At 42.0% G+C, this 19,769-nt stretch carries 14 protein-coding genes and 2 pseudogenes; 10 read left to right on the top strand and 6 right to left on the bottom strand.

Features of this window, described 5'->3' with window-relative positions:
• Positions 1 to 379: 379 nt before the first annotated feature.
• From JUI58_RS04000 to JUI58_RS03985, 4 genes are all read left to right on the top strand, one after another.
• Entirely contained in the window at positions 380 to 1,099 is a 720-nt protein-coding gene (locus JUI58_RS04000; protein ID WP_204102454.1) for a TPM domain-containing protein, read from the top strand.
• Positions 1,100 to 1,206: 107 nt separating this feature from the next.
• The gene (gene ccsA / locus JUI58_RS03995) at positions 1,207 to 3,000 is read left to right on the top strand and encodes a cytochrome c biogenesis protein CcsA (RefSeq protein WP_204102453.1); all 1,794 of its coding nucleotides are present in this window, start codon (positions 1,207 to 1,209) and stop codon (positions 2,998 to 3,000) included.
• A 44-nt stretch (positions 3,001 to 3,044) separates the two neighbouring features.
• The gene (locus JUI58_RS03990; RefSeq protein WP_204102452.1) at positions 3,045 to 3,500 is read left to right on the top strand and encodes a Rieske (2Fe-2S) protein; all 456 of its coding nucleotides are present in this window, start codon (positions 3,045 to 3,047) and stop codon (positions 3,498 to 3,500) included.
• 171 nt (positions 3,501 to 3,671) lie between these two features.
• The gene (locus tag JUI58_RS03985; RefSeq protein ID WP_204102451.1) at positions 3,672 to 4,598 is read left to right on the top strand and encodes a pentapeptide repeat-containing protein; all 927 of its coding nucleotides are present in this window, start codon (positions 3,672 to 3,674) and stop codon (positions 4,596 to 4,598) included.
• A gap of 67 nt (positions 4,599 to 4,665) precedes the next feature.
• Here JUI58_RS03985 and JUI58_RS03980 read toward each other — a convergent pair whose 3' ends face one another.
• Positions 4,666 to 4,848, bottom strand: a complete 183-nt coding sequence (locus tag JUI58_RS03980) for a hypothetical protein (RefSeq protein WP_204102450.1) — start codon at positions 4,846 to 4,848, stop codon at positions 4,666 to 4,668.
• Positions 4,849 to 4,952: 104 nt separating this feature from the next.
• Positions 4,953 to 5,099, bottom strand: a pseudogene (locus JUI58_RS27575) (DNA-binding protein); the annotation flags it as partial.
• 88 nt (positions 5,100 to 5,187) lie between these two features.
• Between JUI58_RS27575 and JUI58_RS03970 the strand changes: the two are divergent.
• Complete coding sequence (locus tag JUI58_RS03970; protein WP_204102448.1) at positions 5,188 to 6,618, top strand: alanine/glycine:cation symporter family protein; 1,431 nt, start codon at positions 5,188 to 5,190, stop codon at positions 6,616 to 6,618.
• A gap of 46 nt (positions 6,619 to 6,664) precedes the next feature.
• Entirely contained in the window at positions 6,665 to 7,276 is a 612-nt protein-coding gene (locus tag JUI58_RS03965) for a hypothetical protein (RefSeq protein WP_204102447.1), read from the top strand.
• 30 nt (positions 7,277 to 7,306) lie between these two features.
• Here JUI58_RS03965 and JUI58_RS03960 read toward each other — a convergent pair whose 3' ends face one another.
• Positions 7,307 to 9,376, bottom strand: coding sequence for a DNA phosphorothioation-associated putative methyltransferase (locus JUI58_RS03960; RefSeq protein ID WP_204102446.1), 2,070 nt, complete (start codon positions 9,374 to 9,376; stop codon positions 7,307 to 7,309).
• A gap of 144 nt (positions 9,377 to 9,520) precedes the next feature.
• Here JUI58_RS03960 and JUI58_RS03955 point away from each other — a divergent pair, with 144 nt between their 5' ends.
• Positions 9,521 to 10,237, top strand: coding sequence for a hypothetical protein (locus JUI58_RS03955; protein WP_204102445.1), 717 nt, complete (start codon positions 9,521 to 9,523; stop codon positions 10,235 to 10,237).
• 204 nt (positions 10,238 to 10,441) lie between these two features.
• Here the strand turns inward: JUI58_RS03955 and psaM are convergent, their stop codons facing one another.
• Positions 10,442 to 10,537, bottom strand: coding sequence for a photosystem I reaction center subunit XII (gene psaM / locus JUI58_RS03950; protein WP_204102455.1), 96 nt, complete (start codon positions 10,535 to 10,537; stop codon positions 10,442 to 10,444).
• A gap of 145 nt (positions 10,538 to 10,682) precedes the next feature.
• Between psaM and JUI58_RS03945 the strand changes: the two genes are divergently transcribed.
• Positions 10,683 to 12,692 (top strand): adenylate/guanylate cyclase domain-containing protein, encoded by a 2,010-nt coding sequence (locus tag JUI58_RS03945; protein ID WP_204102444.1) that lies wholly within the window; start codon positions 10,683 to 10,685, stop codon positions 12,690 to 12,692.
• A gap of 38 nt (positions 12,693 to 12,730) precedes the next feature.
• Here JUI58_RS03945 and nagA read toward each other — a convergent pair whose 3' ends face one another.
• Together nagA and JUI58_RS03935 are read right to left on the bottom strand one after the other, a co-directional pair.
• Positions 12,731 to 13,918, bottom strand: coding sequence for an N-acetylglucosamine-6-phosphate deacetylase (gene nagA / locus JUI58_RS03940; RefSeq protein WP_275414301.1), 1,188 nt, complete (start codon positions 13,916 to 13,918; stop codon positions 12,731 to 12,733).
• Positions 13,919 to 14,132: 214 nt separating this feature from the next.
• The gene (locus tag JUI58_RS03935; protein WP_204102442.1) at positions 14,133 to 16,124 is read right to left on the bottom strand and encodes an ATP-binding protein; all 1,992 of its coding nucleotides are present in this window, start codon (positions 16,122 to 16,124) and stop codon (positions 14,133 to 14,135) included.
• A 222-nt stretch (positions 16,125 to 16,346) separates the two neighbouring features.
• On the opposite strand from JUI58_RS03935, the gene JUI58_RS03930 reads away from it, so the two are divergent.
• Both JUI58_RS03930 and JUI58_RS27570 read left to right on the top strand, forming a co-directional pair.
• On the top strand, positions 16,347 to 19,481 hold the full coding sequence (locus JUI58_RS03930; protein ID WP_204102441.1) for a DUF4157 domain-containing protein: 3,135 nt from the start codon (positions 16,347 to 16,349) through the stop codon (positions 19,479 to 19,481).
• 10 nt (positions 19,482 to 19,491) lie between these two features.
• A pseudogene (locus JUI58_RS27570) lies at positions 19,492 to 19,647 on the top strand (RRXRR domain-containing protein); the annotation flags it as partial.
• Between the last annotated feature and the right edge of the window lie 122 nt (positions 19,648 to 19,769).

The raw sequence follows: 19,769 nt of genomic DNA, 5'->3' as shown, positions 1-19,769 counted from the left end.
AGTGACCTTAAAATTGTTTAACTGCTAACGACAGAGCGAGGAACTAGCTTCGCATTCCAGGGTGTCGTGACCCAAATAACGTAGTACGCGGGGTACTTAGTCTGGTCAGAATGGCTTGTCAGATTTCTCTTTCAAGTCTCACGCCTTTAGGCTGAGGTTCCTGACAAAAAAAGTATCTCCTCTTTAATCGAGCAGCCGATTTAAGCGTTAAAAAACTTAAAGGTTAGTCTATTTTTATCAGACTAGGGCAACTTCGGTGCGAAATTTCCCATCGTGTTAAAAAAAGTTCATCTTTTTTTGAGTGTCTCTCGTCCCGCTTCGTCCCCCTACCCCAGTAAAATAAGGGAAAATTATAAAAATAGACTCTACTTTTGAAGCCATGAATCGATTACTAGCAAAGTTCGCGCCAGCAAAATCGACGCTCAACCGACTCATTTTAGGATTATGTACGGTATTTGTGCTATTTACGATCGCCGTGACTCCAGCGATCGCCACAACGATTTACGAGCTTCCTAATATTACCGGACAGTCTCCAAGGGCGATCGACGCAGCCAATGTCCTCAGTCCTCTCAATGAAGGGAATTTGAATAAGTCTTTAGAAGATTTAGCCACCAAGACGGGTAAGGATGTTTGGTTGGTGACTGTTCGTATCGGATATGGCGATACAGTGGAGGAGTTTACGGATGCTTTATTCAATCACTGGTTCCCGACTCCTGAAGCAGGAAGCGATCGCCTGTTGTTGGTATTGGATACTCTGAGCAATAATAGTGCCATTCATGCAGGGGAAGGGCTACAAGCGTTATTAACCGATGATATTGCTCAAAGTATTGCCCAGGAGACTCTCTTGACTCCGATACGGACTGGGGGAAAATATAATCAAGCCTTTTTAGATGCTCAGAATCGTCTCTTTTTAGTTCTTTCTGGCGAGGCAGATCCCGGACCCCCGGCTATCGCACAAGTCAATATAGAAGGTACGTTTACGGATGCGGAGGAAACGGACGATCGCAATGCCACGGTTTGGGTAATCGGTTTTCTGGTTGTCGCAACTATTGTTCCTATGTTGACTTACTATCTTTATGTGGGATTTCCGGGGCAGTAATTGAGCGATACAATCAATCATCCTATCAAGGGCAAACAGATAACTAACAGTATCGAGGCGATCGCGCCCTGAAAAATTTTCCCATTAAGGTTAAGGAGTTTATTCTAATGATAAAAATCGCCAAATTTCTCGTAGGATTGTGTTTAGGGTTTCTCATCCTGACAATCCCTTTGAGCCAATTCCAAAGCGATCCCCTCGCTCCTTTAGAGAATATCGCAATACAACTAGATGGACGCAAAAAGCCCCTCGATACTGTCGCCCGAGAAACTGTCGCTCAAATTCACGGACGCACCAGTTACACTCCTATAGATGGGCAAAAATTAAACTATTTACAAACTTATCTTTCTCTTTGGCTTAACGATCGCGACTGGAACAAGGAGCCTTTCATTCTTTTCAGCTATCGTCCCTTAAAAGAAGAAGTCGGACTCGATCCAGAGCAAAAATATTTCTCTTTTCAAGAACTTTTGAGTTCAACTGTGGGTAATCTTATCCTCGCAGCGCACCAAAAAGAAGCAGATAATATTGAACTTAGCCGAGGCGATCGCGAAGCCTTCACCCTAGAAAATCGCCTCGCTCTCATGTATAACACGGTATCGAACCAAACTCTTCCTCTCATCCCTCATCCTAATGATTCTCAAGGCACTTGGGAAGGCATTAATACAGCCGAAACTTATTATACTTCCGAACAACTTCAACCTGTTCTCAGGGACTACGACACCCTCAAACAAACCTATCGCGATCGCCCTAATAATTTTACTGCCCTTGGTAATGCGGCTCAAACTTTACGCGACGACTTAACCCAACTCAGTCCTAGGGTTTATCCTGCCGCCAACACCCTCAAACGAGAAACCAGTTTTTATCACTTACATCCTTTTGCTAAAGCGTGGAAACTCTACAGCCTTGCTTTTGTTCTAATGTTGCTTGTCACCCTCTTCCCCGCATTTGAGTTTTATTGGGGCGCAATGGGTGTATTTGCAAGCGGTTTAGGGATTCACGCTTACGGTTTTATCGATCGCATGGCGATCGCCGGACGACCTCCCGTAACGAATATGTATGAGTCGGTGATTTGGGTGAGTTTTGGTGTAGCGGCGATCGCCTTTCTCTTTGAACTTTTCACCCTCACTCGTCCAGCAAAAACTCCCGATAGTCTGAAACCATCTGCTTTTGTTCCTCACATTCCTACTCGCACTATTCGCGCCAAATATTATCTTCTCGCAGCAGCCCCTCTCTCTGTCGTCTGTTTGCTTTTGGCCGATAGTCTTCCCGCCGTCCTCGATCCCAGTATTACACCCCTCGTCCCCGTTCTGCGAGATAACTTTTGGTTGAGCATTCACGTCCCTACAATTACCCTCAGTTATGCGAGTTTTGCCCTCGCTTTAGGGTTGGGTCATATCCTCCTCGGTCACTATTTCTTTGCCCCTCAAAGGGGCGATCGCATTCGTAGCCTTGCAAAATGGAATTATGGTGTCTTACAGGTGGGGGTCTTATTGTTGACTACTGGCGTTATTTTAGGAGGCATTTGGGCGCACTTTTCTTGGGGTCGCTTCTGGGGTTGGGATCCCAAAGAAACATGGGCATTAATTGCTCTGATGTGTTACATTGTCCCCTTACATGGTCGTCTTGTGGGATGGTTAGGAGATTTTGGCATGGCGGTGACAAGTGTTGTCTCGTTTAATGCGGTTTTGATGGCATGGTATGGGGTTAATTTTGTCTTAGGTCAAGGGTTGCACAGTTACGGTTTCAGTACGGGAGGATCGGAGTTAATTGTAGGTTCTATTGTTGGCGTAGATTTATTGTTTGTTTTAGCAACAGCAATTAAATATAAAGGTTGGTTTAGTAAATCAGTCACCAGCAATAAATCACCAGTCACCCATAAAGAAACGGAATCAGTGATTAGTTAGGATAAAATTCAAACAAACAACAACAAATAATCAGCAAAAAAGTGATGAATCGTCGTGAATTTATGAGTTGGGTTGGCGTAGGAATGTTCGCAAGTTCTTTACCTGTTGTTCTTGCTGCTTGCAATTCTAGCAACGAATCTGCCTCAACCCAAAAAACAGAAACAAAAATTGATACATCGATTCGAGAAGATGGTTTTCAAGCCCTCGGAACTATTGAAGATTTAGAGGAAAAAGGTGTAATAACTGATAAAAAAAATGCAGCTAAATCTGTCCTAATTTTCCGACATCCAGACACAGGAGAAATTGTTGCTTTTGACTCTATGTGTACCCATCAAGGTTGTTCTGTGGAGTTTAAGGCAGAAGAAAAGCTCTTAGTTTGTCCCTGTCATAGTTCAAAATACGATCTTAATGGCCGGGTTGTGGCCAAACCTGCCCCAAAACCTTTAACACCTTTTGAAATAAAACAAGAGGATAATTTGCTTCTTGTCAAGGTCATTTAAAAACTATTTGCATCATATCGATTCAATATTTGCAATTGGGTGCAAATCTTAGCGCATCCTTAATTTTTGTCAAAATTGCTTGCTATTTTTTGGTAGCCAATATTACTATAAAAACAGAAACGGTAAATTCTGATACAAAACTTTAATTCGTGTTCACCCCCAGAAACTGAGATGGCAATATTCAACAGCAATGAAGTTCTTTCCAAGTTACAAAGCGGACAATCTCTGACTCAAGCGGAGTTAAGTAATATTAACTTACAAAATTTGCACCTCGATCGCGCTTCTTTTGTCTGTGCTTATTTGCGATCGGCAAACTTTTCTCATGCTTCTTGTCAAGAGGCCGATTTTACGAGTGCGGCGTTGATGTGGTCCAATCTCTCTTATGCTAATTTAGAACGCGCCCGTTTGTATAAAACCAGGCTCAATCAAAGCAATTTGAATCATGCAAACTTGAGAGAAGTGGTCGCGATCGCCGCCAGTTTTTATGGAGTAAGTTTAAACAATAGCGAACTTTCTGGGGGACGATTTGAAAGAGCAGATTTTCGGGAAGCAACGGGAGAAGGAACAAATTTTAGCAGTGCTAATTTAACGCGGGCAAATTTGGGTGCAGTTAGCTTTATTGACTCTAATTTTAGCTATTCTCGCATGACTCGCAGCAGTTTGGAAGGTGCAGCTTTAACTCGCGTGGCGATCGCGGGGGGAAATTTAGAAAAAGCCAATTTTACTCGCAGTGTTTTGCAACAGGTTAACTTAATGGGAGTTTATGCGATCGCAGCTAATTTCCGCGCTTCTGAATGGCAGAAAGTCAATGCACAAGAAGCAGAATTTGTCAATGCCAGTTTAGAAAATGTTGTTTTAAAAGATGTTAATTTTACTCGGGCTTCTCTCTTTTCTGCTTGTTTGGAAGGTGCGCGTTTTACGCGAGTCGATCTAACTGATGCGAATTTACGGTATACTAACCTAGAAAATACTGTTTGGGAAGATGTGAATTTTGCGAACTGTAATGTTTCTGGTGCAGTCTTCACTGATGCGGAAGGGTTAAGTAAAGAACAAAAAATCTGGTTGCGGAAACAGGGTGCATTAAATGTTCCTCGGTAATCTGAAATAGAATAGGGCGAGTATTGATCGCCTTTTAAGTATAATCTACTTTGATTATTTCTCAAACTCAAGTTACTAAAGGTTCTAATCTAGCCATCACTTCATCAATGAATTCAGATGGTGAAACTTCGATGAATTCTGCACCCCTTACTACACAGTCAACAACAGCTTGCTCACTGCCAGTTCTTGGATTTAGCTCTAAACGAATAATATCACCGCGATCGGGAACTCTTCCATTAATTTTTACCAATTTTCTTCACCTACAGATTCTCCCCAATCTACCTCATTATGCTGTAGATCGGGAGTAACGTTTTCAAGTAATTCCTCTAGAGTATATTTTGAATGTACAGTTGAAGGACGAGATACATTTAATAAATCCGCAGCTTCTTGGGTTGTTAATTCTGCATGAATCGGAATTAAACTAACCGCATTACCTCGAGCCATCTGAGATAAAATATCAATCAATAATCGAAAAGCTGGAGCAGGAATTTCAACTGTCTTCAGAAGCCAGAATAAAGAAGAGAGAATACGATCGCAACTAATTCCCAGAAAATGTTAAGATTTATTATTCACAAATCTAACTTGATTTATGTTGCAGCTTGATTTGAGTTTTCTTTTCCTTCAGGCCGATCGCGGATTTAAAATTATCATAGATGGACTCTATGACCTGTTGTTTTTGAGCATTGGAGGTTGTCCTTTAATTGTAATCTGGTTGCTGTTGGGAGGCATTATCGTCAGTTTCCGATTAAATTTGCTCAATCTGCGCGGTTTTACCCATGCGGTTGAGATTGCGCGGGGCAAATATGACAACCCCGGCGATCGCGGTGAAGTGAGTTCCCTGCAAGCCCTAGCGACGGCATTATCGGCGACTGTTGGAGTGGGAAATATTGCTGGAGTGGCGATCGCGATCGGATTAGGGGGAGTGGGTGCCGTTTTTTGGATGATGTTTACTGCATTATTGGCCGCAAACTTGAAATTTCTTGAATGTACTCTCGCTCAAAAATATCGACTTACTAGCCCTGATGGTCATTTTTCCGGCGGTCCGACTCAATACCTATCTAGGGGTTTAGCCAAACAAGGTCGAGAGAAACTAGGAAAATTTTGCGCGATCGCTTTTAGTCTATTCTGTATTTTTGCATCTTGGGGAGCCTGCGGAATGTTTCAGACAAACCAATCTTACGGCGCTTTTTCCCACGTTATGCCATTTTTACCTCCAGGGATTTACGGAACAATTCTTGTCGTTTGCGTCGGAGTTGTCATCCTCGGTGGAATTGAACGAATTGGTAGGGTTGCCGAGTGGTTAGTGCCGATCATGTGCGGAATTTATCTGTCGGGGGCATTCTGCGTTTTGGTTCTGGAATACGATCGCCTTCCCGAAGCAATAGTTGCGATCACCTCAGAGGCCTTTACCTTAAAGGCAGGACTGGGGGGATTAATGGGAACGATTGTACAAGGCATACAACGAGGAAGTTTTAGTAATGAAATGGGGCTGGGATCTGCGGCGATCGCCCATGCTGTTTCTAAGCAAAGCGTCCCTATACGAGAAGGCTTTTTAGCATCCCTCGAACCTTTAATTATTGCCATGATTTCCCTGCTAACGGGATTGGTTATTGTTGTTACGGGAGTCTATAAGAATTCAGAATTAGTTAGCACTCAAGGAGGAAAATTAGCAGTGATTGCTTTTGAGAATACGATTCCTTGGTTTCCCTACTTATTGGCCGCAGCGATGTTTTTATTTGCCCTATCAACGGCGATTTCTTGGGGCTATTACGGCGAATCCTGTTGGGTTTATTTATTTGGCCAAGGCAGTACGGCAATTTATAAAGTTATTCTGTTAGGGTTTATCTTTTTAGGGGCGATCGTCAATTCGGAATCGGTGGTTAAATTTGGCGATGTGACCATGTTAGCAATGTCTATTCCCAATATCTTAGGGTTGTATTTCCTTTGCGGTGAAGTGAAGGAAGAAGCCAAGATATATATGAAAAATCTTGCTTCGAGTGCAGAAACAATTTTAAACTAGGAGTATTGAGAAAATCCGAGAATATTGTTCATCGAAAATCAGAAAAATGTCCTACAGTGATTTTAGTCTGAGCAAAATCAAAAAGGAATTTGACTTTAAGATTGCTGAAGCGATCGATTTTTTTGGTAATTCTCCCGTGCTAGAAGCCAGCGATTTCTTAAAACAAACCTTACAAGAAAATCTGCCTTTAGCTTTAGCAATTAACACAGAGAAATCCCGTTCAGAAATGATTATTGCTCCTATTCTCATCGAAGTTCGGAGGAGAATGAAATCCCAAGTCAGTCTTTTTTCGGGGACTGAATTTAATGTTGATATTCAAAAAGGATTAAATGGAATTTGTGATTTTTTAATGAGTCGATCTGCGGAACAACTGTTGCTGACTGCACCTGTTGTTGCGATCGTTGAAGCCAAAAAAGAAAACTTAAATGCTGGACTCGGACAATGTATCGCCGAGATGATAGCCGCACAAATTTTCAATGAACAGGAAAATAATGAAATTCCTATTATTTATGGGGCGGTGACAACGGGCAATATTTGGAAGTTTTTGCAACTGGAAACCACAACAATACAGATCGATTTAACTGAATATTCGATCGCTAATTTAGATCGAATTTTGGGAATTTTGTGTTTAGGTTTGCAACCTTCTCAAGATTATTAAATACAACCACATAACTCAAAAGTTTCGAGATTAATCTTTTTTTCGTTTCTGTTTTCGTCTAGCAACTTCTGCGCGTAATGCTTTTAATTTATAAGGATCGGTATCTTTACGCCAATAAAGGCGATAATTTTTGAGAATCACGCAGCGATCGCGCAAAAGTTTCAGCCAATCTTGACGCTTGCGAATCAAATTTCTCTCTTCTAATAATCCCCAATCTCTTTCCTGTTGGCTCAATTTGGCGAATTTTTCATAGTTGGGATAGTTGGGGGTAATTAATTGCTCTTTTTCATGAAGAATGGAGGGATTATCACGATCGCATTCCCAATATTTCACCTCTAAATCTCGCAAGTCAATTTGCATAGTTGTATCTAAAGCTGGATGAGGTTCTGTATCAAAATCGGGGTAATATAAATAGGAAATTTTCGGTGCATTGAGATGAAACTTGACGACAGTAACGGATTCTAAACGCCCGATAGTACGACTCGCACAGCCTTCATAAAGACGTAATAAGGGATCGAGTTTTTCGAGGACGCTAATATGCACGAGAAAGGAATTTTTCTGCTTTTTCCCCACAAAACTCTCTTGACAAATATCAGCAATATTCTCTAAATCTCCTACCGTTAATAACATCATATCTGCCAACAAGCAGGCGTGTTTGTAACTACCAAAAAGTGCTTTAAAATCCTCTCTTGCTTGTCGCGTTAATTTTCGCGATGTTAATCTATGGGTAAAGTGAGTCAGAGCAAGATAAACCTTCATATCTTGGCGACGTTTTTCCGCGATCGCTTCCCATTCTTCCTCATCGGTTGCTTGTAAAATTAATTGAAATGCGCGTCGATAAGTTTTAAATTCTGCTAATATTTCTTCTTCTTCTTTTAATTCTTTTTTAACAGGCAATCGTCCTCTTTCGGTGATAAATGTCATTAAGGGAGCCAACATTTCTGCATAGTCTTCAAAGCGCCTAACTTTAACAGTAATTCTTGGCGTTGTTGCCCGCGATCGAAAGCGCGATTCGCGAAATATTTCAGCTTTAGTTTCATCTCGAAAAACAAAGTAAATTCCCAACGCAACAGGAATAGAATTAACCTCTAAAACTTGGTCGATATAGGTTTTTAATTCTTCTTGCTCATAATATTTTTGGAAAGTATTCCGACGAGTAATAATACCATCTTCATAAGCAATTTGACCATCCATCTGATCTCGTATTAGCACTTGTGCAGAGACAATTAAAACATTTTGTGTTAATTCCCATGCTTTAATTAATGCCTCTCTTCGTTCTGCTAAATCTTCAATAACATTAATAATATAACCTAAGTTAACAATATCCGCCGAAATAAGGGGCATATTGGGACAATAATAAGGATCCCAACCCGAACTTTCATAACCTTGTTTAGCAATCCGTTCAATGTCTCCACCATGACCGCAACCATAGTCGAAAAAAGTTGTTTCTGGAGTAAACAATTCTGCCTCTAATGCAGTACGAACAGGACGAGAAAGGTGTTTGCGAACTATTGCCGCTTTGTGGCGATCGATGCGAGGAGTTAAATTATCTGGAGTGAGAATAAGATTATCTTTTTTCTGAATAACTTCATGGCCGGAAATATGAACTCCTCGTCGGTGTAGTTTTTGCAACCATTCTCTTCGAGTGCCAATAAATCCAGATTTATCTAATAGTCCCAATCTTTCTTCAATACAAGTGAGTTGTATAAATTGTTTATAAAAAGGATAATTGGTTGTTACAAAAGTTTCTTTGCGATGGAGAATGGGAGGATTTTCCGAGTGACTATAATCGCGATAATTAGCTGTTAAGGTATTGAGATCGACTTGTATGCTGGCATATAAAGCAGGATGAGGATCGATGTCAAAATCGGGGTAAAATAAATAAGAAAGTTTTGGTTGTTCGGTATTGAATTTAATCAAGGTTGCCCCTTGAATTTGCTGGCTTGCTTGTCTGGCATAATTTTCGTAATCTTGTAGAACACGATCCAGGGCAGAAAGGGCGCTAATATGGACGTAGAGAGCAGTAGGAAGGCGCTTCCCTATCAAGCTGGTTTCACATTTTTGGACGATTTCAGTAAAGCGATCGCGATCAATTTCCATGATTTTCTTCCCCTTGTTTTTTATTCGGAGAAGGGATTTCCTTTTTAATTTACCTAGGGTTGGCAAAATTGGGAACGCACGATTAATATTTATTTACGTTAAATTAGAACTATATAAAAAAAGTCCTTCTCTTTTAGGAATCTCATGTTCAAAATTTCTCTTACGATCGCCAGTTTATTAAATATCCTTCTTCTCTTAGGTTGCAGTCATTCCAGTCGCGATCGCGTCGAGTCTCCTGCTGTTGTGTCAGAAAGTTCCCCCGTCGAGAATTCTGCGATCGCATCTCCTGATACTGCATCTGACAAACCAGTTATTTCCCAAAATAACACTTTGATTTCTGGTGAGGGAATAGGACAAGTAAAATTTGGTATGACTTTCGCAGAAGCCAAAGCGGTTTTAGGGGAAGAAGTGGAGTATGTTTTAGAACCTCATTATATTGTTGATTTTGATGCGATCTCAGTCCGTCAAGATGGCGAAGTTTTGTTTTATATCCTCCATTTTGCGGAACAGCCATTAAAAGATGATGACTTAATTACTTTTTTGCAAACGAATAATCCCGCTTTTCAAACTGCGGAAGGTGTTCATGCAGGAATGTTAATAAAAGATGCAGAAAAGATTTATGGGAAAGCTAGTTTATTTACCAGCGAAGTTGAATCTCGCGAGTCGGTTAATTTCCAGAATGAACCAAAAGAAAAGCTCTATTTTGGTACATTTGGTGGGGGTGCAAACGCAGATATTCCTGCGGGAATTTATCCCGATCCTGATACTCTGCCACGGGACACCACTGAATATCGAGAAGATGCAACGATTCAATATATTTCAGTCTCCTGCGGTCTTAAAATTTGTTTTGAACAAAATTGATTATTTGGTGCGATCGCCTTCGTTGCCAACAAAATCCCCTTCCTCATTACATAATCTCACCGATTCTTTTTTAAGTTCGTTGAATGTTTCGGTAGTTCTCACTTAATTTTCCAAGAAGTGCGATCGCATAAAATCGGGGTAAGGAAAACCCCCTCACCCCGATCGCATAGCTCAAATTTTGTAGCTAAAATTTAGCTCGAAAATTTACTTGTAAAGTTCGGAAGCCAAACGATAAGCTAAAACACCTGGTAGTAAGGCGATCATCAGGGCAACAAAAACTTGGGTTTCCGTCATGGTTATTAAACTCCTTAAATGTTCTTAATCTGAATTGAATCCCAATTTCGGCTATTCTTGACTTATTTCTCGCCAGATTGTTACAAAATTAAATATTTATTCTCTGTCAATAAGCTCCTTTTATTGTCAATCTATTACCCTAGCTAAGATCATGCGTCTGAAAGAGCCAAAATCGCAAAATTTTTCCCAGAATTTTTCCCAATGGTGGAAATTCTTACAGCCCAAAGTTTTGGGGGCAGTTTTGGCGGGATTTTGGGTCAGTGTAGGGGCGATCGCGACGGTTTGGGATGGCAACCCCGTACAATGGCTAGAAGGGCAAATTCGCACACAATTTTTTGTTTTTCGCGGTTCGATCGCCGCCCCTGAAGATATTATCATTGTAGCCATTGATGACGATTCTTTAAAGGCAGCAGAAACATTTCAAGGCAGTCCCAATGCGGAGAAAATTACTCAACTTTTGCCTAATTTTCCTTGGCCGAGGGAGGCTTATGCTGAAGCGATCGATCGTTTGATGAAGGCAGGGGCAAAAACTATTTCTCTCGATTTATTATTTGATTTACCAAGCGGTTATGGGATAGAAGACGATCGCAAATTGAAGCAAAGTTTAGAGAAATATGCAGGAAAGATAACTCTTGCTACCGCTTATCTGGAAGTATTTTTAGAAGAAGGCACATCATTTCAATTAGCAGAACCTAACCCCGATTTAAAGACAGAATCTCTCTCATTAGGATTTGCTGATTTTATCTTAGATGCTGACGATCGCGTACATCATCTCGGGCGCGTTTATCGAGAAAATATTGTCCGTCCTCTCGGTCTTCCTATCTCACCTTCTTTCGCAGAAGCAACGGTACAAATTTATCGAGATAATAATATTTTAGCTCAGAATTCTAGTCAAGTAGAAGGGCAAAAAGAAAGGAAAGGAGAAGGTATTTTTTATTGGGGCGATCGCTTTGAGAGTTTTCGCTATATTTCCTTTTGGAGAATCTTGGAAGAAAAAGAGTGGCAGCGTTTGCAAGAGGAGGAAATGTTTAAAGATAAAATTGTTTTGATCGGTGCAACAGCTTCGACTTTACATGATTTTAAAGCAACTCCTTTCTCCTTGCAAATGCCTGGGGTAGAAATTCATGCCCATGCGATCGCCACACTGTTGCAAGATAAAGCAATTGTTGAAATTCTTCCCAATTTAAAATTTCGAGGTGTATTCTTTTTTCTGAGTATTAGTGCGATCGCGATCGCCCTTTGGTTGTTGACCCAATATTCTCTAAGACAATTAAGCGCAGGAATCGCGATCGCGATCGCTTGGATTGGTATTTCCTATGGGCTGTTTACCTATGCTCAAATTGCCATTCCCACGGCTATCCCTGGGATTATTATTCTACTCTGTAGTGGCTCTTATTTTGCTATTTCCGTTGTTCATAATAATCTGGAAAAGCTCTTTTTACAAACAACTTTAGAACGCTATGTTGCCCAACCTGTCGCCAAAGAAATCCTCAAAAATCCAGAGAATTTTTATTCGATGGTACAGGGGAAAAAGATTAAAGTAGCGGTGTTATTTTCTGATATTCGTGGCTTCACAACTCTCTCTTTTTTACTTCCCCCTGAAGATTTAATTGCTCAACTGAATATCTATTTTCACGAAATGGTAGAGGCGATCGTTTCTGTGGAAGGAACTCTCGATAAGTTTATCGGTGATGCAGTGATGGCAGAGTTTGGCTTCCCTTTATCTCGAGGAGAAAAACAGGATGCACTTAATGCTATTTATGCTGCCCTTGCTATGCGGAAAAATCTCGCTAAATTACGCAGTAGTTGGCAAGAAACGGGTCGAATTCCTTTATTTAATGGCATTGGTATTAGTTATGGAGAAGCGATCGCGGGAGATATTGGCTCTTGGCGACGACGAGAATATGCAGTTATGGGAGATACTGTTAATGTTGCCAGTCGTGTTGAAGGGTTGACAAAAAAACTAAAAACTGATATTCTAATCTCTGAATCTCTTTATAATATTGTTCGAGATGATATCGAGGCGATCGATCTGGGAGAACATCCTTTAAAAGGGAGAGAAAGCGATCTGATTCGACTTTATGGTGTAATTGGATTAAAAGGATGCGATCGCAGTTTTTATGACCGCGTACAAGCTGATTTGAAAAATTACTTAAAATAATTTTGTTGAGGGAAATTTATTGATTAATGTTAATTAATTCACACCTCCAAAATGCGATCGCCTGAATTTAGATTAGATTGCAAACGCTGCCAAGATAATTTTCTCACTTCTTCATCCCAATGCCAGCGCAAAAATGAAGCAGATCGCCCCAAAGAAAGTCCAGGTAGTGAGATCCCTTTCCTCGGGCTTTCCGTGGCTAAAGCGATCGCCCTTCCTGTCTCACATAATTCCCAATTAACCAAATTTTCCACCCCCACTAATAGCGGCAAAGTTGTCCCAGAAAGGGTCCCATCGGGCAGTTTTGCGGTTCCCTCTTTTACCTCAATTGTCCTTGTATCCCAAGGATAGACCCCATCGGGCAACCCAATGGGAGCCAGTGCATCACTCACAAGAAATACCTCTTTTGCTGCCCGCAGTAAAATTTGTAACATTGTCGGACAAACGTGCTGTCCATCGGCAATGAATCCACAATAAACCCCCGATCGCAGCATGGCTTCTCCCAATAATCCCGGTTTGCGGTGATGTAATCCTGGCATCGCATTAAAAGCATGAGTCACCATCGAGGCACCGCGATCGAAAGCCTCTTTTGCTTGGGATGATGTCGCCAGAGAATGCCCTAAACTCACCGTAATGCCCTGCGATCGCAAATAAGGAATAACTGTTCCAATTTCGTCCAATTCTGGTGCTAGAGTGATGATTTTAACCGCCGAAGTATATTCCCCTAAAACTTGCTGCATATTCTCTATAGTGAGAGGAAGCAAATATTCGGCAGGATGTGCGCCCCTTTTTTCATAGTTGAGAAATGGACCTTCTAAATGAACGCCTAAAATTTGGGCAGTTTCTGCACTATTTTCCCATAGAGAAGATTGAGAAATAATGGAGAGAGATTGCTGTATTTTTTCAACAGAAGTCGTGACAATAGTAGGGCAAAATCCATCAATTCCTTGTTCCCATAAATAGCGCCCAATTTTTTCTAAAAAAGGAAGATCGCCTCGGGTTAGATCGGGAAATGCGAGTCCCAAACCCCCATTAATTTGTAGATCGACACCTCCCAAAGAGAGCCAATCTCCCTCTATATCTAAGGAATTTTCTGCTACACTAACACTGCTCATCGGAACAATGCAGGTAATTTTCTCATCTTCGATCGCGATCGCCTGTAAACCTTCATAGCCCCACAAACGCGCATTGACGATCCAAGAAACTTTTAGAGGAGTTGGCGATCGCATTGGTAATATTGCTTCCAAAAACTTCAACAAAACCCCGTTTTTCACAAATTTTCTGCCTTAAGGAGGAGACGAGGTTATTGTAAAATCTATCTTAGCAACCTCTTAAGAGTTTTTCTATCTTGGTATCATGAAAACTAATAAACATTAAGATTCGTAAATAAATTCATGAAAGCAATACATCAAATAGGTTTATTAGATGAGAGGCACACCAGGTTTAATAGAGCCACCCTTTTATTTCCGACTCAACAAGAATTTTTTCCATTTTTAAATACTCGCTGCGAGCCGCTGCAAGAATATGCTGCATTATCACGGGTTTCCCCTCATGGGCAGCAATAAACGCAGCATTCAGGGCAATATTTTTGATATTTCCCCCAGTGACAGCAAGTTGGGCTAATTTCTCAAAACTCAGACCCTCGCTGGGAAGGTTGGGGGGAAAAATCCGCCGCCAAATCTCAGCCCTAGCTTTGAGATCAGGAAAGGCAAAGGCAACCATAAAGCGAATCCGGCGCAGAAACGCCTGATCCAAGGAGCCTTTCAGGTTGGTGGTTAAAATCGCTAACCCTTGATAGCTTTCCATTCGTTGGAGCAGATAGCTGACTTCCATATTGGCGTGGCGATCGCGGCTATCTTTCACCTCGCTGCGCTTGCCAAATAAAGCATCCGCCTCATCAAATAACAGCACCACTCCCCCAGATTCTGCCGCATCAAAAATCCGCCGTAAATTCTTCTCCGTTTCGCCAATATACTTACTCACCACCGTACTTAAATCAATGCGGTATAGATCCAGATTGAATTCCTGAGCCAGCACCTCTGAGGCCATGGTTTTTCCTGTCCCACTGGGGCCGGCAAATAACGCCGTCATCCCTAAACCGCGATTATTTTGAGCCGCAAATCCCCAGTCTTGATAAACCTTAGCCCGTTGACAAAATTGGGCGGCAATTTGCTGAAGAATTTTCAGTTGGTTTTCCGGTAAAACCAGATCAGACCAAGTGGCTTTGGTATCAATGCGTTGGGCGAGATCATCTAAGCGGGGCCGCGCCATCGTGCGGCAAATTTGCCAGAGTTGTTGAGTGATAATCGGATTGTGTGCTTCGAGTGTTAAGCCGGTTTGAGGTTGTTTTTGGAGATGATCGGCAGCGGTTTTAATCGCCTGGGGACTGAGGTTAAATTGCGACACCATCACCCCTAACTCACCATTGAGGGCTTGGGTTGCCTCCCCTAAATTACGTTCCCAGAGATGCAACTGTTCTTGATAGCTGAGGGGGAGGACTTCCAAGGAAAGAAGCGGATTACGGGGGGTATGGATTCGTTCTTCGGTGAAGATGATTAACGGCGTGTGGAGATCGGTAATCAGTTGGGTGGCGATCGCCCCTTTCGCCGCATCAGCAACGTTGAAACCGTCGAGATCCAGAATTAACAGGCTTTGGGTGAGGGCGGCTTCCCGTTGCCAGCGATGGGTTAAGTATTGGATGTTGTCCCGTTCGGTGGGGAGGCGATCGCCCCATAAAATTTTCACCGGCATCTTGAGGGCTTCCCCCACTGCGGCGGCGATCGCCCGTTTATCGCTATTCTCCCAACCGCAGAGTTGCACAATTTTGCCCTGCTTGGTACTCCCCGGAGCATCGAGGAAAGTTAATAACTCTGCCACAATCTTACTGTGGGAGGGGGCGAGGGATTCGGTTTGCACCTCCCCCAAGGGAGTGATTAAGGGAGCAAGGCGATGATCTTGATAGGATTCCCCCATTAGGTAATGAAGAATCGCTTCATCGATTTGAAGAGGGCATTGGGTAATCACTGGGCCAGTTCCCACTTCGAGGAGTTGCCAACGCCGGAGGGGAGCTTGAGGGGTGAAAGCATTCCAATGGGCATTAGTAAAAAGTTGTAACCCCAGGCCAAAGGTAGGATAGGGCATTTGGGGGTTATGGTTGAGGTGGGCGCACAGGGCGGAAAACCGAGGAAACAGGGCAACTCCCAGAGCCATGAGGAGCAAATTAAGCTCAAAAGGGGAAAGGCTAAATGTGGTGTAAAGGGTTTCCAGGCGGGAGGCGGGCCAAAGCTCCGGGATCTTGACGATGGGATCGCCATCATCCTGAATCTCCTGATCGGGGTTTTGTTGCGTAGACCACCGCCGTTCTAAAAACTGCTGAAGCTGGTTGATATTTTCAATCAGAGATTCTGAATTGACGGCATACCACTCATTATTCATCGCGTTATTTTGCTGAATCGGTTTCAATAGAACATTTCTGTAAAAACACGAATTATCCCCTTTTTTTTTAAAAACTGACTATTCACCAGCATTCTAACAAATCAGGATTTTTTTATCGACAAATGATCAAAATAAAAAGTGATTCAAAGTTCAAAGTCTAGACTAATGTCGTATTTTAAATTTATCCTTCATGATATTATAAACCTATGTAATGCCCGGTGGGTGACTATTCAAGGCAAAATTTTTCTAGATCCGTATTTTTCACAGAGTCAGTTAGCAGGTGACACCATGGCCAAAAATCAAGTTCAGCAGTCTAGTTCTTTTGTGCCGCCGGTACAGAAAAAGGCTCCTACCTTAGCTCCCCTGCCCCATGCTGTTCCTCCCTCGACGGTGGCGGTAGAGCATTCTGGCTTGCCCCCCATACAAGCTAAGTTGACCTTGGGGGCGGTGGGCGATCGCTACGAACAGGAAGCCGATGCCACCGCCAAACAAGTGGTACAAGCGATCAATAGCCCCTCTGTCCAGACTAAATCCGCCTTGCCTCAACCCGTCGGCCGCAATTTAACGGTGTCGCCCCTAGCGGGGGTGATGCAGGCCCAGGGGAATCTGGGAGGGGGCGCGGTGGCGGCGGATGTGGAAACAGGGATTCAGAGGGCGAAGGGCGGCGGCCAGGCTTTGGATGCTGGTTTGCAGGAGTCTATGGGGCAGGCGATGGGGGCAGATTTTAGCGGCGTGCGGATTCACACAGATAGCCAGTCTAACCAATTAAACACGGCGATCCAAGCCAAGGCGTTTACAACGGGTCAAGATGTCTTTTTTCGCCAAGGGGAATATAACCCCGGCAGTTCTGGGGGTCAGGAATTGATCGCCCATGAATTAACCCATGTGGTGCAACAATCCGGCGGTTCCCAATCCATCCAGAAAACAGGAACTTCTCAAATAAATGATGTTTCTACAAATAAAAGTCAGTCGTCGGAAACAATTCAAGACCTCTACAAAAAATATTTAATTTTTAATGTTAGTTGCCTTCAAAAAATTTATGATGTAAATAACAAGGCAGACCAAATTATTGGCGTTCAAGCCAAGATGAGTGGTAAAAATATTCCTTCTAAAGAGCGGCGTAATATCCAGAAGGAAATCGAGACAGATTTTGATGGCTTGATTAAGCAGCTTGGTCTATGCTTAAATAAGCTCAAAACAATCCAAGCTTTGCCGGCAAAGACAGATGTTGAAACGGGTATCAAAGAACGCATTGCTGAAGAAATTCGAGTTGCTTTATCTAATCACGAGTATGCAGCTGATTTAAAAGCAGAAGTCAAAGAGTACTTTAAATCAATCACTGCCATTGAATACGAACGAAATCGTGAGCTGCAAGAGATGATGGATGCGGTGCAAATTAAGGTAATGTCGTTCGACTATTTTGTCAAAAAAACAACTCCTTTATTTGGCTCTCGGAAAAATGAAAGGTTTGCCGCAATTGACCATAGTTTTCAATCGTTTATAAAAGCAAGGCAAGCATTTTTTGCTAAACAGGGAAGCCTGAGCGTTGTTGAGCAAATTAAAATGATTTTGCCTCTCAATTCTTTGATTGACCAAGTTACGATTAATTGTTATGAATACATCAAATCATTTGGTGAAGATACTGCTGTGTCTAGTCTTTGGAAGGTCATGTCTGTGATTTACGGCAAGCTCCTACACTCTGCCAACATTTACAAAGAAATACAAGAAACTCCTGAGTATATGGAAGGGATTTTTGAATCGCTAAAAGACCGCAAAGAAAATATAAACGATTATCAGTCCCTTATTGATAATTTTGAACATCTTTCATCGGAAGATCTAGAAGTAGATGTGACGATTAACCCTCCCAGCTTGCAAGAAGGTCAGGGTGAAAAGGTTAAAATAGAGGATGGCAAACAGAGTGGAGGGAGCGATCGCCAAACGGCTCAGGGTCAAGAGGATGCCACTGAAATAGACTCAACTCAATATTTCTGGACTAATGAGATCATGACCGCAGCGGAATTTGAAAAGCAAGAAGCGGCGGTCTTTGACTATAAAATGAGTAATGGTGATAATGCACAGAAGGAAGACTATGTCCAGTCCCATAGCCAGATGATCAATATTTTGCAGGAGTATGCAAAATTCCGGGATCAAAATTCAAAGGGAATAAGCAATCTTGCCGATGCGATCAATTTATTCAGACAGATGGAAGAGATTACGGGTGAGTATTGGAATTGTATCACGAAGGACTGCCCTGCAACTTGCGTTGGATCGATCTACAGCAATATTGAGGATGAATTAGACGAACTATCATCTGCACTGGAGAAGAAATCCTCTGCGGACAATGCTCAAGATAGCTCGGCAAAAAATGCAAACCAAAATTCTGCAACTTCTGGGGAAAGTTCTAGTCCTCAAGAAAATACAGAAGTAGAAATTAAACAACCTAAAACTCAAAGAAAACTGCCTAGTCCAAAAGGGACTTTACAACAGGGCGAAATGTATGATAATGCCGCTGAAAAACATCGCAAGTTTGGTACACAAATCATGACTGTATCTACACTTATTGAGAAATGGAACTTTATTCCAGGCGATCCGGTGTCTTATGAAAAATCTACCTTCAATTTAAGCGAACTTTCGGATGCCATGAAATGGTATCATATTAAAAAGACACGAACTAATTATGACTCACGAACTTCGATCAAAAAACTCTTGAATTACATCATCCGTATTATAGATTTCTGCGAAGTAGCTTATCCAGAGTTTGACCCCAACGGCAAGAATGATCCCAAGATCCAGGATATAATTCGCCATATCTATGATCAAGCGTTTAAAGAGCAAAATTTGCTACTGGCTCGGATTGAAACCTTAACCAATAACCGCAAGGAGTCGCAGAAAAGCAAGGAGTCGCAGAAAAGCGAAAATGCTCTCAAGGCGAAGTCTCAAGAGGAACTAGCATACGAACAATTAGAAGAAGCTGAATTTAATACGTTTCTCACAACACAAACCTTGCCTTCAACGGAAACCTTTTTGACTAGCGTGGGGGTCAAAAATTTAAACAAGCCACCGAAAATATATGTGGATCTTGTTGAGTATTTATATCCGTATAATCAGATGAAACAAGAGTTTATTATCAATAAGTCTCCTTTGGGACAGGATATCCTTAATGCAATGGCAGAGTGTCTTAATGTGCTTGAAAAGGAGGCTCTTGAGTTAATTGTGTATCAAGAGAAAATTTGTAAGAATAAAACTAAGAATATAAAATACCAAAAAGAAGATCAGAAAACGCTGAAGGCGATCAACGATTTTAAGAGCAATGTTGGGGCAGAACAGCGGATGTTAAGCCTGGTCAAAGTATCATGACCTGTTGTTCATGAATGCGGTGAGGAGGTGCGATCGGCTCTGTAAAATCTGTCCCATATCAGGCATTTCTCAGGAGCTAGTGCGATTCAATACTCAAGCACTTCAGAATCCCGAAATCTCCGGTACTGAATACCAGCAAGGAGAATTATGCGGATATGAAGTCAGATAATTATTAAGGAAAATATGCAGGTGATTATATCGGTCGTATTGCGATTCGATTTAGACCTTGTTTTCGACTTTCTACGTCAGAAAATAAACCTTTCGATGTTCACCCTAAATACCTCAAAA

The organism is Spirulina sp. CCY15215 (assembly GCF_016888125.1).
GTDB lineage: Bacteria > Cyanobacteriota > Cyanobacteriia > Cyanobacteriales > Spirulinaceae > CCY15215.
The sequence above is the reverse complement of the archived record's forward strand: the minus strand, read 5'-3'. Positions and strand labels throughout refer to the sequence as shown.